This window comes from Streptomyces sp. NPDC002537 (assembly GCF_053594975.1).
In genome coordinates this window covers 64,764-78,852 of record NZ_JBSFWT010000002.1, presented here as the reverse complement: position 1 = coordinate 78,852, position 14,089 = coordinate 64,764, and the positions used below count along the sequence as shown (strand labels likewise).

Below are 14,089 nucleotides of genomic sequence, written 5' to 3'. Positions count from 1 at the left end.
TCACCGTAGCGATCCGGCGCGGCCCGTCTCCGCCCGTCACCCGAAGAAGTCCAGGAGCGCCGACGCCACCGCCTCCGGCTGTTCCTCGATCAGGTAGTTGCGGGTGTCCTTGATCTCGGCGACGTGGACGTCGGTGCCCTGGGTGGGGAGGATCTGGCGCATGTAGTCGTGGAAGGTGCCGTAGGCCAGGCCCAGCATGGGGGCGGTGATCTTGTCGTAGGTGTGGAAGTCGGCGATGTCCTGCTGGTACGCCTGGAACCAGCCCTGGCTGGCGCGGATCGCCTCGGGGGTGGAGTAGGAGCGGGCGTAGACGTCCCGGTCGGCGGGGGTGATCGCGTCCGGGTTCAGCAGGCTGAGGTTGAACATGTAGTCGACGAGGTGGCGGTAGCGGCCGTCGGCGAGGAGCTGCTCCGGGAGGTCCTGGACCTGCTGGAAGGCGAGCCACCAGCGGTGCGGGCCCTTGTCGCCGGGGCGGGGGACCATGGGGAAGTCGTAGTAACTGTCGTCGATGTGGGTGGTGTTGAGGATGGCCACCTTCTCGGTGGCGTCGCCGTGGTTGGCGGCGAACGCGAAGGCGACCATGGCGCCGATGCCGTGCCCGGCGATGTTGACGCGCTCGTGCCCGAGGTGACGGGCCAGCTCGTGGACGTCCCGGGCCATGTTCTTCTTCTCGAAGCCCGACCGCGGCTTCGACGAGCCGCCCATGCCCCGGATGTCCACGGCGATCACCTGGTGGCGGGCCGCCAGGGCGGGCATCACCTTGCGGTACTCCCACCAGGTCTCGGGCCAGCCCGGCAGCAGGATCAGCGGCGCCCCCTGCCCGCCGGTCACATAGTGCAGCCTGACGCCGTTGACCTCGGCGTACCGGCTGCTGAACGCGCCGTCCAGGCTCGCCGCCAGCCGGGCGTGGTGGATCTCGTCGTCCGTGGCCGCCGTGGCCGCCCGCCGCGCCGTGCCGGTGTGCGTCGACATCTCGCTCCCCCTCGTATCGACCTCGTTCGATCGGAATATCGACCGGGACGGACAGAGTTTGAACATCAAACTCTGTCGGTCGGGACGAAGATAACAGGCAACCCCACGCGGCGCACCCGTAGTTGACGGCTTGACTTCATCATTACGGAGAGTTGCCGAAGTCCGGTGTCGCGTGGTGAGTGTGCGGCGCATAATTGCAGAAGTGCCTGGGGGGAGTGCTGCCCGCATGTGCGGACATCGCCTCAACTACACGTCCCTGAGCTGCAATTCACTGCTTCTGGTGAATCATTGGCCTTGAGTTGCGGATGGCAACCGAGGGTTGCCAAGCTGTTGCGGACTGTCAACCTGTTGGGAGTGGCCGTGGCCTTCGGTGACCAGCCCGCATACCTTCGAGTCGCCGGTGATCTTCGCCAGAAGATCGCCGCAGGCGAGCTGCCCCCGCACACACGCCTCCCGTCGCAGGCCCGCATCCGCGAGCAGTACGGCGTCTCCGACACCGTCGCCCTGGAGGCCCGCAAGGTGCTGATGGCCGAGGGCCTGGTCGAGGGGAGATCGGGCTCCGGCACCTACGTCCGCGAGCAGCCGGTGCCCCGCGCCCTGGCGCGCACGGGCTACCGCACGGCGGGGGAGTCCACGCCCTTCCGGCAGGAGCAGGCCGACAGCCGGGTCAAGGGCACCTGGGAGTCGCGCAGCGAGCAGGTGTCGGTGGATTCCGCGCTGGCCCGGCGGCTGCGGATCGCCGCGGGCGACCGCGCCATGCGCACCGACTACCTCTTCCGCGCCGCGGGCGAGCCGGTGATGCTCTCCACCTCCTGGGAGCCCCTCGCGCTCACCGGGCGGACGCCCGTGATGCTCCCCGAGGAGGGTCCGCTGGCCGGGCGCGGGGTGGTCGAGCGGATGGCCGCCATCGACCTCATCGTCGACAACGTCGCCGAGGAGGTCGGCGCCAGGCCCGGCCTCGCCGAGGAGGTGCTGGCCCTCGGCGGGGTGCCGGGGCACTACGTGGTGGTGGTCTCGCGCACCTATTACGCGGGCGGCTGCCCGGTCGAGACGGCGGACGTCGTGGTGCTCGCGGAACGCTACCGGGTCGCCTACCACCTGCCGGTCAAATAGCGCCGGCGCGTGCCGCGCCCACCCCGTACCAATGGCATAGGCATGCCGGAGCGGCGCGTACCACCTGCCCATGAAGCAGGGGTGAAGGCCGTGTGAACGGCTCATCCGGCAACGCGTTCCGGCCGCCCGGAACTTACTCGGGAGTCGGTAGCGCGAGGGGGGAACTGTGAAGTGTGTCCCGCTTTGCCCTGATAGGGGAGGGCGGTTTTTAGTGTTGCAAACCTCACATACGCCCAGGTCAGGGCCTTTTCGCGGAATGCAATCGTCCAAATCGCTCGTACGATGGCGCGGTTTGTGTCCTGCCCGTGGGGGAGAAGAAAGCAAAGGAGATCCGGGGCGTTGAGTACCGAGCAGGGTTCCCACTCCAACTACCGCCGGACCCTCGGTCCGGTGGCGTTGACCGCCGTCGGCCTCGGGTCGATCATCGGCTCCGGCTGGCTCTTCGGCGCCCAGCGGGCCGCGGCCATCGCCGGTCCCGCCGCGATCCTCGCCTGGGTCATCGGCGCGGTGGTCGCACTGACCATCGCGCTCACCTACAGCGAGCTCGGCGCGATGTTCCCGAAGGCCGGCGGCATGGTCCGGTACGGGCAGTACTCGCACGGTTCGCTCGCGGGCTATCTCGCCGCGTGGGCCAACTGGATCGCGATCGTCTCCGTCATTCCCGGCGAGGCGACCGCTTCCGTGCAGTACATGAGCTCCTGGAAGTGGGACTGGGCCAAGGAGCTGTACGACGGCAAGGAGCTGACCGGCAGCGGTGTGGCGCTGGCCAGCGTCCTGCTGCTATTCTACTTCTTCCTCAACTGGTTCGCGATCACGCTCTTCGCGAAGACCAACAACGCGATCACCGTGTTCAAGGTCGTCGTCCCGATCCTCACCGCGGGCGCGCTGATGTGGGCGCACTTCGACACCAAGAACATCGAGTCGGCGGGCGGCTTCACGCCGAACGGCTGGAGCTCCGTCTTCACGGCGGTCGCCCTCTCCGGCATCGTCTGGGCCTTCAACGGCTTCCAGTCCCCGCTGAACATGGCCGGTGAGGCCCGCAACCCGGGCAAGTCGCTGCCGAAGGCCGTCATCAGCTCGATCCTCATCGCGCTGGTCATCTACATCGCGCTCCAGGTCGCCTTCCTGATGGCCGTCCCGTCCGACGTGCTCAGCACCAACGGCTGGGACGGGCTGAGCAAGATCTACAACTCGCCGCTCGCCGACCTGGCCGTCGCCTGGGGCCTGAACTGGCTCGCGATGCTGCTCTACGCGGATGCCTTCATCTCGCCGTCCGGCACGGGCATGATCTATGCCGCCACCACCTCGCGCATGATCCACGGCGTGCAGGAGAACGGCCACCTGCCCGGCGTCTTCGGCAAGGTCGACCCGAAGACCGGCGTGCCGCGCCCGGCGCTGCTGCTCAACCTCGTCGTCGCGTTCCTGTTCCTCGCCGTCTTCCGCGGCTGGGGCTCGCTCGCCGAGATCGTCTCGGTGGCCACCGTCATCTCGTACATCACCGGCCCCGTCGCCGTGATGTCGCTGCGCCGCATCGCCCCGGACCTCAAGCGCCCGGTCATGCTGAAGGCCATGCCGGTCATCGCCCCGATCGCGATGATCTTCGGTTCGCTGGTGCTCTACTGGGCTCGCTGGCCGCTCACCGGCAAGGTCATCCTGATCATGGCCGTGGGTCTGCCGATCTGGGCCTGGTACGAGCTGCGCAAGCCGTGGGCGGAGCTCAAGCCGCACCTCAAGGCGGGCGTCTGGATGGTCGCCTACCTGCTGGTCATGGCCTTTGTGTCGTGGGCCGGCGGCACCGAGTTCGGCGGCAAGGGCTACCTCGCCCAGGGCTGGGACATCGCCGTCGTCGTGCTGCTCGCGCTCGGTTTCTACGCCTGGGGCGTCCGGAGCGCCTGGCGCAACCCGACCCTGGTCGAGACCGAGAAGGAGATGGCGGCCGCCGCGGCCGCCGAGGACGAGCACGAGCTCTCCGACGCCAAGGCGTAACCGTCCGGAAAGCGTCCCCGCAGGGGGCGGTCGCGGGCCCGTCAGGGTCCCGTGGCCGCCCCCTGCGGCGTACCGGAGGGAGATTCCCGGGACCGGGCGCGCATGCCCCGGGCAAGTTCGGGTAACGGGCGGGGAGGGCCCTTGGAACGCCGGGGAGGCGTGGGGTGGCCGAATGCGTACCTCTTCGTGAAAAAGCGTATCCGCTGAGTAAAGGTCGGGCGTAGGCTCGGGCATATGCGGACTGCGGTTTCTCCGGGAAACGCCAGACGGTATGCGCCGGTGGGCACGGCGGCGGAAGGGCGGGGGCGATGACTGACACCGGACCGGTCCTCCCGTGGCTGGTGATCCGCCAGGAGGACAACGGCAACCGCTACCGCGTCGGCCGCTACGCCACCAAGACGGAGGCGGAGGAGGTGGCCGACCGGCTGGACGAGGGCGGCCGCCGCCAGCTCTACATCGTCGTACGGGCCGGCCGCGCGATCACCTGAAGCACGCCCGCCGCGTAGGCTGCCGGGCATGAGTGACGTGCGTGTGGTGGTGGCCGGTGCGGTCTTCGACCGGGGGCGGCTGCTCGCCGCGCGGCGCAGCGCCCCGCCCGAGCTCGCCGGCCGCTGGGAGCTGCCCGGCGGCAAGCTGGAGCCCGGCGAGAGCCCCGAGCAGGCGCTCGTCCGCGAGCTGCGCGAGGAGCTCGGCGTGGAGGCCGAACCGATGGAGCGGGTGCCGGGGGAGTGGCCGCTGCGCCCGCCGTACGTGCTGCGGGTGTGGACCGTGAAGCTCGTCGCGGGCGAGGCACGCCCGCTCCTCGACCACGACGAGTTGCGATGGCTCCCGCCGGAGCGGGTCGGCGACGTGGACTGGCTGGACGAGGACCGTCCCGCCGTCGCCGCCGCGCTGCGGTTGCTCGACGGTTCCTGACGTCGGGCTGAATTGCGTGCTCTGCGCGATAGTCGGCCAGACATATCGGGTATGGGGGTGAATGTTCCTCCGTACCCGGGCAAGGAAGTGGTCGGCGTGAGCGACACCGCAGGGACCCTGGCGTCCACGCCCGGCTTCGCCGAGTGGAGCTTTCCCGCCGAGGCGGGCGCCGTACGGACCGCGCGCACGGCCGTGCGCGACACCCTGCGCGCATGGGGCCTGGAAGCCGCCACCGATGTGACGGTGCTGCTGGTCAGCGAGCTGGTCACCAACTCCCTGCGGTACGCGAGCGGCCCCATCGGCGTCCGGATGTACTCCCGGGCCGGCCCCAGCCTCATCGTCGAGGTCTCCGACCCGCTGCCCGACCCGCCGCGCGAACGCGCCGCCCACCCCGACGACGAAGGCGGGCGCGGCCTGCAATTGGTGGCATGCGCATCGCGCCGCTGGGGAACGCGCAGAGGGAGCACCGGGAAAACCGTGTGGTTCGAACTGAGTCTGGCGGGTCCGTCACCCGGTGGGGAGACATAGCGGGTCGAGACCGTGCTGTGATCGTGAAGTCCGTGTTCCGAAGGTCCCGTGTGCTGGATACTCGGGCTTCTGATGCCGGTGCGAGCACATGAGCCGGAGGGGACGGGCACGTGAGCGAAAAGCCAGCGGGTACGGCGAGCGGTTCGCCGGAGGGAACACAGGCCACGGCGATGTGGCAGAACAGCCCGCCAGGATCCCTCTACGACTACATTCGCGTGGCCTCCTTCTCGCTGGGTGCCGACGGGCGCATCCAGCAGTGGAGCGAGCGCGCGGCGGAGCTGTTCGGAATAGCGGCCAGGAACGCCGTCGGCAAGGACCCCTTGGAGATCTTCACCACCGGAGCCGACGCCCCCTTCCTGCGCGAGGGCGGGCTGGACGGCCGGGAGTGGACGGGCATCGTCCCGTACCCCCGGGGCGAACGCCCGCCCGGCCTGGCGGAGATCTATGTGATGCCCACCGAGAACGAGGACGGCGAACGGGCCGCGCTCTGCGTCGCCGTCGACGCGCGGGCCCTGCGGGGGATAGAGACCGACATCGCGGCCTCCGAAGCCGTTTTCGGCCAATCTCCCCTGGGATTCTTCTTCTTCGGCACGGACCTCACCCTGCTCCGCGTCAACGAGAGCTTCGCCCAGACCTTCGGCCGCCCCGCCGCCTGGCACCGCGGCCGCACCCCGCACGACTTCCTGCCGCGCGGCGAGGCGGAGCGGCTGTCCGCGGCGCTGCGCCAGGTTCTCGACACCGGCAAACCGGTCTCCGACATCCAGCTCGTGGGGCCGGTGCCCGGCCACAGCGAGCGCCGCCGCTGGTCGGTCTCGCTCTACCGGCTGCACAGCGGCGGCGGGCGGCCGATCGGCGTCGCCGCGCTCGCCACCGACGTCACCGGGCGCCGCCGCGCGGAGCGGGAGGCCGCGGGCGTACGCCGCAACCTCGCCCTGCTCAACGAGGCGGGCGCGCGCATCGGCAACTCCCTGGACCTGGAGACCACCGCGCGCGAGCTGCTGAACGTCGCCGTGCCGCAGTTCTGCGACATCGCCTCCGTCGACCTCTACCAGGGGCTGCTCGCCGGCGACGAGGCGCCGCCCGGACTCGCCGACGGCAGCGGCGAGTTGCGGCGCGTCGCCTACGCCAGCGCGGTGTCCGGGGTGCCCGTCGACGGCGTCGACCGGCCCGTACAGGTCGGCGAGGTGCACCGGTACGCCTTCCACTCGCCCTACGCCGGGGCCCTGCGCACCGCGCAGGTGCAGGTGGTCCCGAGCCGGGAGCGCGAGGACGGCCCGGAGCTGGGCGCCGTCGTGCAGTCCACGCTCGCCGTGCCGATGGTCGCCCGGGACACGGTGGTGGGGCTCGCGCGGTTCTCCCGCACCAAGGGCAGCGAGCCGTTCGGGGAGCGCGACACCGCGCTGGCCGTCGAGCTGGCGGCCCGCGCCGCGGTCTGCATCGACAACGCGTGGCTCTACCGGCGCGAGCACGAGCGCGCGCTGATCCTCCAGCGCAGCCTGCTGCCCCCGGGCGACCCCGACGCCGCCGGGCTGGAGATCGCCTGCCGCTACCTGCCCGCCAACGCGGCGACCGAGGTGGGCGGCGACTGGTTCGACGTCATCGAACTGCCCGGCCACCGCACGGCCCTCGTCGTCGGCGACGTCATGGGCCGCGGCCTGCGCGCCGCCGTCGCCATGGGCGAACTCCGCACGGCCGTACGGACCTTGGCCATGCTCGACCTGGAGCCCGCCGAGGTGCTCTCCGCGCTGGACGAGATCGCCCACGGCCTCGGCAGGCCGGGCGGCAAGCAGTCCGCGTCCCGGGGGGTGCGCGGCGGGGTGCGGGCGGCCGACCTCTCCGAGGTCTACCTGGCGACGTGCGTCTACGCCGTCTACGACCCCGTCACCCGGCGCTGCACGGTCGCCAACGCCGGGCACCTGCCGCCGGTCCTCGTCGAGGCGGGCGAGCCCGCGCTGCTGCTCGACGTGCCGCCCGGCATGCCGCTGGGCGTCGGCGGCGAGCCCTTCGAACAGGTGGAGATCGACCTGCCGGACCGGGCGCTGCTCGTGCTCTACACCGACGGCCTCGTGGAGTCCCGCGACCACCCGCTGGACGAGGGCCTGGACGCGTTCCGCGACGCCCTCACCGACCCGGCACGGCCGCTGGAGGACGTCTGCGACCATGTGCTGGGCGCGCTGGACACCCACCACGGCGAGGACGACATCGCCCTGCTGATGGCCCGCCTGCGGGGCCTCCCGACGGAGCACGTCGGCGACTGGACGCTCCCGCCGGACGCCCGCTCCGTGGCCCGCGCCCGCGAACTGGCCCGCGCCCAGCTGCTGACATGGGGCCTGGAGAGCCTGGTCGACACCACCGAACTGCTCGTCAGCGAGCTCGCCACCAACGCCCTGCGGTACGGGGAGGGGGAGATCCGGCTCCGGCTGCTCCTGGACCGCACGCTGGTGTGCGAGGTCTGGGACGGGGGCCTGGTGCAGCCGCGCCGTCGCCGCGCGCGCGACACCGACGAGGGCGGGCGCGGCCTCCAGCTCGTGGGCCTGCTCAGCGCGGCGTGGGGCAGCCGCCGCACACCCCACGGCAAGACGGTCTGGTTCGAACTGGCCCTCCCCGACGGCGATACGCCCGCGCCGGATGCGGTGGAGGCTCTGATGAGCCTGTACTGACCGGTGCGGGTCCGTTGCCTCCCCCCAGCCTTCGGCCGGGGGGACCCCCAGCGGCGGGAGCTCCCTGCGGGAGCGTCCTCAAACGCCGGACGGGCTGGTTCGCGGGCCGTGGCCTTGAACCTGCGGGCCGGGCCGCACGATTCAGCCCGTCCGGCGTTTGAGGACGCGGCCGCTGGGGGCACCCCCGGACGGAGTCTGGGGGACGCTCCCGCCGCAGGCGGCAACGGACCCGCACCCAATGGTCAATCCGCCGCAAGGCGGCCCCTGGTGGCGCCGCCGCCGAAGGTGGCCGGGAGGAGGCCCGTCAGGATGATGCCGCCCAGCAGGGCCCCGCAGAGGGCCCTGGCCGGGTGCGGGGTCCGGGGGTCGTACGGGGTGGCGTAGCCGGCCACGTCGTGCTCGGCGAGGGCGCGCGCCTGCCGGGCCAGGGAGTCGGCGTCGCCCGTCGCGTACAGGACCGCCCGCTCGCCCACGGCCGTCAGGGAGCGGGCCAGGGTCAGGTGCCGTTCCGCCTCGGCGAGCCGGGTGCGGGCGCGGCAGCCGATCGCGCCCCGGTGGGTGCTGATGAAGTCCCGCGCGGCCGCCACCTCGCCCCGCGCCGCGGCCACCGCCCGCTCGATCCGGCGCCGGGCGCGGCCCTCGTCCGCGTGCTCCCCGGCCGCCGCATCCAGGGCGGCGGACGTCTCCTGGACGCGGCGCAGCACCGCCCGCGGGTCGTACGGGCCGCTCGCCAGCTCCCGGCGGACCTCCGCCAGCGCCCGCTCGGCGGCCGCCACCCGCTCCGCGTCCGCGGCCCCGGAGGCGCGGACCGCCGCGAGGCCCGCCTCCGCGTCGGCGAGGGCGATCGGCAGCCGGGCCGCCGTGCCCGAGAGCTCGTGGGCCCGGCGCAGGGCGGCGGTGGTGAGGGTGCGGGCCTGGGAGAGGGCGGCCTCGGCGGCGCGCAGGGAGATCGCGGCGCCGTCGTCCTCCCCGGCCGTCAGCGCCCGGCGGGCCTCCGCCAGGCCCGTTGCGGCGAAGGCGAGGCGGTCGCGGGCCTCGGCGGGGTGCCGGGCCACGGGCGCGAGCGCGGTACGGGCGCAGCGGCCGGCGAGGGCCGCCAGCGCCGCTTCGGCGGCGTCGATGCGCGGCGCGAGCGCCTCGGCGGCGGCCTCGGCGTGCGCGAGGATGCCGGTGGCGTTGGCCTTGAGACCGCGCAGCCGGTCGAACGCGGCGGACTCGGCGTCCAGCCGCCGGTTGGCGCTGGTGCAGTGCGAGCAGATCTCGTCGAGGGTGCCGCGGCGGATGTCGTCGTCCTCGTACGGCGCGTCGTCCAGGCCCTGCTGCAGCCGGAAGGCGTAGGCGAGTTCGCTCCTCGCGTAGGTGACGGCCTCGGCGAAGGGCCGGGTGGCCGCCGTGCCCAACTGGGCCGTCGCGAAGAGGAGTTCCTCGGCGCTGGTGCGGACCGCGTCGTCGGTCTCGACGAGGTTCCGGGCGGCCTCCGCCTCCAGCGCGGGCAGCGGGGTGAGCGGCTGCGCCATGCGGGCGAGGCCCGGCGGGGTCGAGGTGGCGACGACGGGCCGCCGCCTGGCGGCGCGGCGGTGGGCGGCCCGGCGGGAGCAGAAGCAGAGGTAGAAGCCGGTCAGCAGGGCCAGGACGGCGACGGTCACCGGCAGCCACACCCGGCGGTGGCCCGGCACCAGCCCGTCGCCGCCGGGGTCGCTGCTGCCCGGCACGATCGCGGGGGGCCGGACCGGGTGGCCCTGGAGCACGGCGCCGTAGCCGTCGGCGGCGCCGATGGCCGCGCCCGCCCAGTCGTGCTGGGCGAGGGCGGGCGCGATGGCCGCGGCGGCGACCGCCTTCAGCTGGTCCTGGCGGAAGCCGGAGTCGGCGGCGGCGGAGACGGCGTACTGCCGCTCGTGGGTGGCGATGGCGAGCAGCACGTCGTGCGGCCCGAGCCCGTTGCGGTCGGCGGTGGCGTCCGCCCAGGCGTGCCCGGAGCGGCCGGAGAAGTCGCGGACGTAGGTGACGTACAGCTGGATGCGGTGGGCGGTGTGCAGCCGGTTCAGGGCGCCGGTGACCTGGGCGCGGCGCTGCCCCAGGGCGCCGACGGTGTCGGTGATCCGGCCGCCGGTGTCCAGGTCGAGGGGCGTGTCGGCACGGGCGTGCGCGACCGGGAGCGCCAGCGCGCACAGCGCGAGGAGGGCGAGGGGGGCCCTGACCCTGGCCCGGCCCGGCGCCCCCGGCCCGTGCCGCCCGGAAAGCCGTGTCACATTTGGGAGCGTATGGCGGTACTGCCCGACTCGCTACCGGGAGCTCGTTGCCCTGTACGGTCCGTATTCGCGCCCCGCCCGCGCCGGGCTCACGCCCCCCGGCGGCGGATCTTGCTGCCGAGCCACACCAGAGGGTCGTACTTACGGTCGGCCGCTCGCTCCTTCAGGGGAATCAGCGCATTGTCGGTGATCTTGATGTGTTCGGGGCAGACCTCCGTGCAGCACTTGGTGATGTTGCAGTAGCCCAGGCCGTGCTCGTCCTGCGCGGCGCGCTTGCGGTCGATGCCCGCCTCGGCGGCCGCGTCCAGCGGGTGCATGTCCAGCTCGGCGACGCGCATCAGGAAGCGGGGACCGGCGAAGGCGGCCTTGTTCTCCTCGTGGTCGCGCACCACATGACAGGTGTCCTGGCACAGGAAGCACTCGATGCACTTGCGGAACTCCTGCGACCTGCCGACGTCCTCCTGCCGCATCCGGTACTCCCCGGGCTTCAGCCCCGGCGGCGGCACGAACGAGGGCACCTCGCGCGCCTTCGCGTAGTTGAACGACACGTCCGTCACCAGGTCCCGCAGCACCGGGAAGGCCCGCATCGGGGTGACCGTCACCGTCGCGTCGCGGTCGAGGGACGACATCCGCGTCATGCACAGCAGCCGCGGTCTGCCGTTGATCTCCGCACTGCACGAACCGCACTTGCCCGCCTTGCAGTTCCACCGCACGGCGAGGTCCGCCGCCTCGGTGGCCTGGAGCCGGTGGATGACGTCGAGAACCACCTCGCCCTCGTTGACGGCCACGGTGTAGTCGACGAGGTCCCCGCCGTCCGCATCGCCCCGCCACACCCTGAAATGAGCGTCATAGCTCATGTCGTGAGCTCCTCGTCCGTCAAGTACTTCACCAGCTCGTCCTTCTCGAAGAGCGCCAGCAGGTCGCCGCGGATCGGCTGCATCTCGCGCCGCGCCACCCGCACCAGCCCCAGCAGCGGGTCGGCGATCGAGGAGCCCGCGCTGTCCTCCGCCAGCCGGCACACCAGGTTCAGCCGCCGCCACTGCCGGTCCATCGCCGGGTGGTCGTCCCGGGTGTGCCCGCCCCGGCTCTCCGTGCGCTCCAGGGCCGCGCGCGCCACGCACTCGCTGACCAGCAGCATGTTCCGCAGGTCCAGCGCCAGGTGCCAGCCCGGGTTGAACTGCCGGTGGCCCTCCACCCCGGCGCGCCGGGAGCGCTCCCGCAGCGCGCCGAGCCTGCGCAGCGCCTCCGTCATCTCGGGGCCCTTGCGGATGATGCCCACCAGGTCGTTCATCGACTGCTGGAGCTCCTGGTGGAGGGTGTACGGATTCTCCGCCGCGCCCTGGGAGACCGCCGGGTCGCCGCCCTCCGCCCCGAACGGGCGCAGCGCCTCCGCCTCGGCCGCCTCGATCACGGCCTCCGCCACCGTCGGCCGGTCGGCCGCCGCGAGCCCGGCCGCGTACTCCGCGGCGTGCAGCCCGGCCCGGCGGCCGAAGACCAGCAGGTCGGAGAGGGAGTTGCCGCCCAGCCGGTTGGAGCCGTGCATCCCGCCCGCGACCTCGCCCGCCGCGAAGAGGCCGGGCACGCCGACCGCCGCCGCGGTGTCCGGGTCGACGTCCACCCCGCCCATCACGTAGTGGCAGGTGGGCCCGACCTCCATCGGCTCCGCGGTGATGTCCACGTCCGCCAGTTCCTTGAACTGGTGGTGCATGGACGGGAGTTTGCGGCGGATCTCCTCGGCGGGCAGCCTGCTCGAGATGTCCAGGAACACCCCGCCGTGCGGACTGCCGCGGCCCGCCTTCACCTCGGAGTTGATGGCGCGGGCCACCTCGTCGCGGGGCAGCAACTCGGGCGGGCGCCGGTTGTTCTCCTGGTCCTCGTACCAGCGGTCGCCCTCCTCCTCGGACTGCGCGTACTTCTCCCGGAAGACGTCCGGGATGTAGTCGAACATGAACCGCTTGCCGTCGCTGTTGCGCAGCACCCCGCCGTCGCCGCGCACGGACTCGGTGACCAGGATGCCCTTGACGGACGGCGGCCAGACCATGCCCGTCGGGTGGAACTGGACGAACTCCATGTTGATCAGCGACGCCCCGGCGAGCAGCGCCAGCGCGTGCCCGTCCCCGGTGTACTCCCAGGAGTTGGAGGTCACCTTGAAGGACTTGCCGATGCCCCCGGTGGCCAGCACCACGGCCGGGGCCTCGATGGTGAAGAAGCGGCCGGACTCGCGCTCGTAGCCGAAGACGCCCGCGATGCGGTCGCCGCTCTTGAGCAGCCGGGTGACCGTGCACTCCTGGAAGACCTTCAGCCGGGACTCGTGGTCGCCGGTCTCCCGGTGGTCCTCCTGCTGGAGGGAGACGATCTTCTGCTGGAGGGTGCGGATCAGCTCCAGGCCGGTACGGTCGCCGACGTGCGCCAGCCGCGGGTACTCGTGGCCGCCGAAGTTGCGCTGCGAGATCCGTCCGTCGGGGGTGCGGTCGAAGACGGCGCCCCAGGTCTCCAGCTCCCAGACCCGGTCCGGGGCCTCCTGGGCGTGCAGCTCCGCCATCCGCCACTGGTTGAGGAACTTGCCGCCGCGCATGGTGTCGCGGAAGTGGACCTGCCAGTTGTCGCCCTGGTTGACGTTGCCCATGCTGGCGGCGATGCCGCCCTCCGCCATGACGGTGTGGGCCTTGCCGAACAGCGACTTGCAGATCACGGCGCAGCGCAGGCCCTGCTCCCGGGCCTCGATGGCGGCGCGCAGCCCCGCGCCGCCCGCACCGACCACGACGACATCCCAGGACTGCCGGGCCGTACGCGACATCAGAAGAACCTCGGATCGTCGAAGGCGCCACTGGCGACGAGATAGACGTAGAAGTCGGCGACCGCCACGCTGACCAGGGAGGCCCAGGCCAGCAGCATGTGACGGGCGTTCAGCACGCTGACCCAGCCCCACAGCCGGTAGCGCACCGGGTGCTTGGAGAAGTTCCGCAGCCGCCCGCCGACGATGTGCCGGCAGGAGTGGCAGGAGAGGGTGTACGCCCAGATCAGGGCGATGTTCGCGAGGAGCACCAGGGTGCCCAGGCCCATGTGGCCCCACGCGCCGTCCGCGTCGCGGAAGCCCAGTACGGCGTCGTAGGTGAGGATGCCCGCCACGACCACCGCGAAGTAGAAGAAGTAGCGGTGGACGTTCTGCAGGATCAGCGGGAAGCGGGTCTCGCCGGTGTACTTCCTGTGCGGCTCGGCGACCGCGCAGGCCGGGGGCGACGCCCAGAAGCCCCGGTAGTACGCCTTGCGGTAGTAGTAGCAGGTCAGTCGGAAGCCCAGCGGGAAGATGAGGACCAGCAGGGCCGGCGAGAGGCTCCACCACGAGCCGAACACGCCCCAGTCCGCGCCGTCCTTCATGGGGACGCAGTTCTTCGCGACGCACGGGGAGTAGAAGGGCGAGACGTACGGGGCGGCGTAGTAGTCGGCGTTGGCGAAGGCCCGCCAGGTGGAGTAGAGGACGAACGCCAGCAGCCCGCCCGCCGTGGCCGCGGGCGCCAGCCACCAGCGGTCGATGCGGAGGTGGCGGGCGGCGATCGCGGCGCGCGAGGCGTGGTGCACGCCGCCGGCGGCCTCCGCGGGGGCGGGGGCGGTGGTCCGGGGATCGGTGCCAGTGGCCAAAGGGGACTCCGGAGAGGAGTGAGCGGT

At 72.3% G+C, this 14,089-nt stretch carries 11 protein-coding genes; 6 read left to right on the top strand and 5 right to left on the bottom strand.

Annotation, left to right across the window (positions count from 1 at the left end; translation table 11 throughout):
- Positions 1 to 36: 36 nt before the first annotated feature.
- Positions 37 to 972, bottom strand: a complete 936-nt coding sequence (locus tag ACWD4A_RS01010) for an alpha/beta fold hydrolase (RefSeq protein ID WP_451187687.1) — start codon at positions 970 to 972, stop codon at positions 37 to 39.
- Between the two features lie 360 nt (positions 973 to 1,332).
- Between ACWD4A_RS01010 and ACWD4A_RS01005 the strand changes: the two genes are divergently transcribed.
- From ACWD4A_RS01005 to ACWD4A_RS00980, 6 genes are all read left to right on the top strand, one after another.
- A complete protein-coding gene (locus tag ACWD4A_RS01005) occupies positions 1,333 to 2,085 on the top strand; it encodes a GntR family transcriptional regulator (RefSeq protein WP_451187963.1) in 753 nt (250 codons plus the stop codon).
- 339 nt (positions 2,086 to 2,424) lie between these two features.
- Positions 2,425 to 4,071 carry an APC family permease gene (locus ACWD4A_RS01000; RefSeq protein ID WP_451187685.1) on the top strand — a complete coding sequence of 549 codons (1,647 nt, stop codon included), beginning with the start codon at positions 2,425 to 2,427 and terminating at the stop codon, positions 4,069 to 4,071.
- A 308-nt stretch (positions 4,072 to 4,379) separates the two neighbouring features.
- The gene (locus ACWD4A_RS00995) at positions 4,380 to 4,559 is read left to right on the top strand and encodes an SPOR domain-containing protein (RefSeq protein WP_451187683.1); all 180 of its coding nucleotides are present in this window, start codon (positions 4,380 to 4,382) and stop codon (positions 4,557 to 4,559) included.
- 28 nt (positions 4,560 to 4,587) lie between these two features.
- The gene (locus tag ACWD4A_RS00990; RefSeq protein WP_451187681.1) at positions 4,588 to 4,986 is read left to right on the top strand and encodes a (deoxy)nucleoside triphosphate pyrophosphohydrolase; all 399 of its coding nucleotides are present in this window, start codon (positions 4,588 to 4,590) and stop codon (positions 4,984 to 4,986) included.
- A gap of 87 nt (positions 4,987 to 5,073) precedes the next feature.
- Complete coding sequence (locus tag ACWD4A_RS00985; RefSeq protein WP_451187960.1) at positions 5,074 to 5,514, top strand: ATP-binding protein; 441 nt, start codon at positions 5,074 to 5,076, stop codon at positions 5,512 to 5,514.
- A gap of 170 nt (positions 5,515 to 5,684) precedes the next feature.
- Positions 5,685 to 8,174, top strand: coding sequence for a SpoIIE family protein phosphatase (locus tag ACWD4A_RS00980; RefSeq protein WP_451187957.1), 2,490 nt, complete (start codon positions 5,685 to 5,687; stop codon positions 8,172 to 8,174).
- 242 nt (positions 8,175 to 8,416) lie between these two features.
- Here ACWD4A_RS00980 and ACWD4A_RS00975 read toward each other — a convergent pair whose 3' ends face one another.
- From ACWD4A_RS00975 to ACWD4A_RS00960, 4 genes are all read right to left on the bottom strand, one after another.
- On the bottom strand, positions 8,417 to 10,423 hold the full coding sequence (locus tag ACWD4A_RS00975; RefSeq protein ID WP_451187679.1) for a TPM domain-containing protein: 2,007 nt from the start codon (positions 10,421 to 10,423) through the stop codon (positions 8,417 to 8,419).
- An 89-nt stretch (positions 10,424 to 10,512) separates the two neighbouring features.
- On the bottom strand, positions 10,513 to 11,280 hold the full coding sequence (locus ACWD4A_RS00970; RefSeq protein WP_451187678.1) for a succinate dehydrogenase/fumarate reductase iron-sulfur subunit: 768 nt from the start codon (positions 11,278 to 11,280) through the stop codon (positions 10,513 to 10,515).
- Complete coding sequence (locus tag ACWD4A_RS00965) at positions 11,277 to 13,220, bottom strand: fumarate reductase/succinate dehydrogenase flavoprotein subunit (RefSeq protein ID WP_451187676.1); 1,944 nt, start codon at positions 13,218 to 13,220, stop codon at positions 11,277 to 11,279. Before ACWD4A_RS00965 ends, ACWD4A_RS00970 begins: the two co-directional genes overlap by 4 nt.
- Positions 13,220 to 14,062 carry a hypothetical protein gene (locus tag ACWD4A_RS00960; RefSeq protein WP_451187675.1) on the bottom strand — a complete coding sequence of 281 codons (843 nt, stop codon included), beginning with the start codon at positions 14,060 to 14,062 and terminating at the stop codon, positions 13,220 to 13,222. Before ACWD4A_RS00960 ends, ACWD4A_RS00965 begins: the two co-directional genes overlap by 1 nt.
- Between the last annotated feature and the right edge of the window lie 27 nt (positions 14,063 to 14,089).

Excerpts from the sequence above, each read along its gene's own strand:
- ACWD4A_RS01010 (WP_451187687.1), bottom strand. The coding sequence starts at position 972 with ATGTCGACGCACACCGGCACGGCGCGGCGGGCGGCCACGGCGGCCACG.
- ACWD4A_RS00995 (WP_451187683.1), top strand. The coding sequence starts at position 4,380 with ATGACTGACACCGGACCGGTCCTCCCGTGGCTGGTGATCCGCCAGGAG.
- ACWD4A_RS00990 (WP_451187681.1), top strand. The coding sequence starts at position 4,588 with ATGAGTGACGTGCGTGTGGTGGTGGCCGGTGCGGTCTTCGACCGGGGG.
- ACWD4A_RS00980 (WP_451187957.1), top strand. The coding sequence starts at position 5,685 with ATGTGGCAGAACAGCCCGCCAGGATCCCTCTACGACTACATTCGCGTG.
- ACWD4A_RS00970 (WP_451187678.1), bottom strand. The coding sequence starts at position 11,280 with ATGAGCTATGACGCTCATTTCAGGGTGTGGCGGGGCGATGCGGACGGC.
- ACWD4A_RS00965 (WP_451187676.1), bottom strand. The coding sequence starts at position 13,220 with ATGTCGCGTACGGCCCGGCAGTCCTGGGATGTCGTCGTGGTCGGTGCG.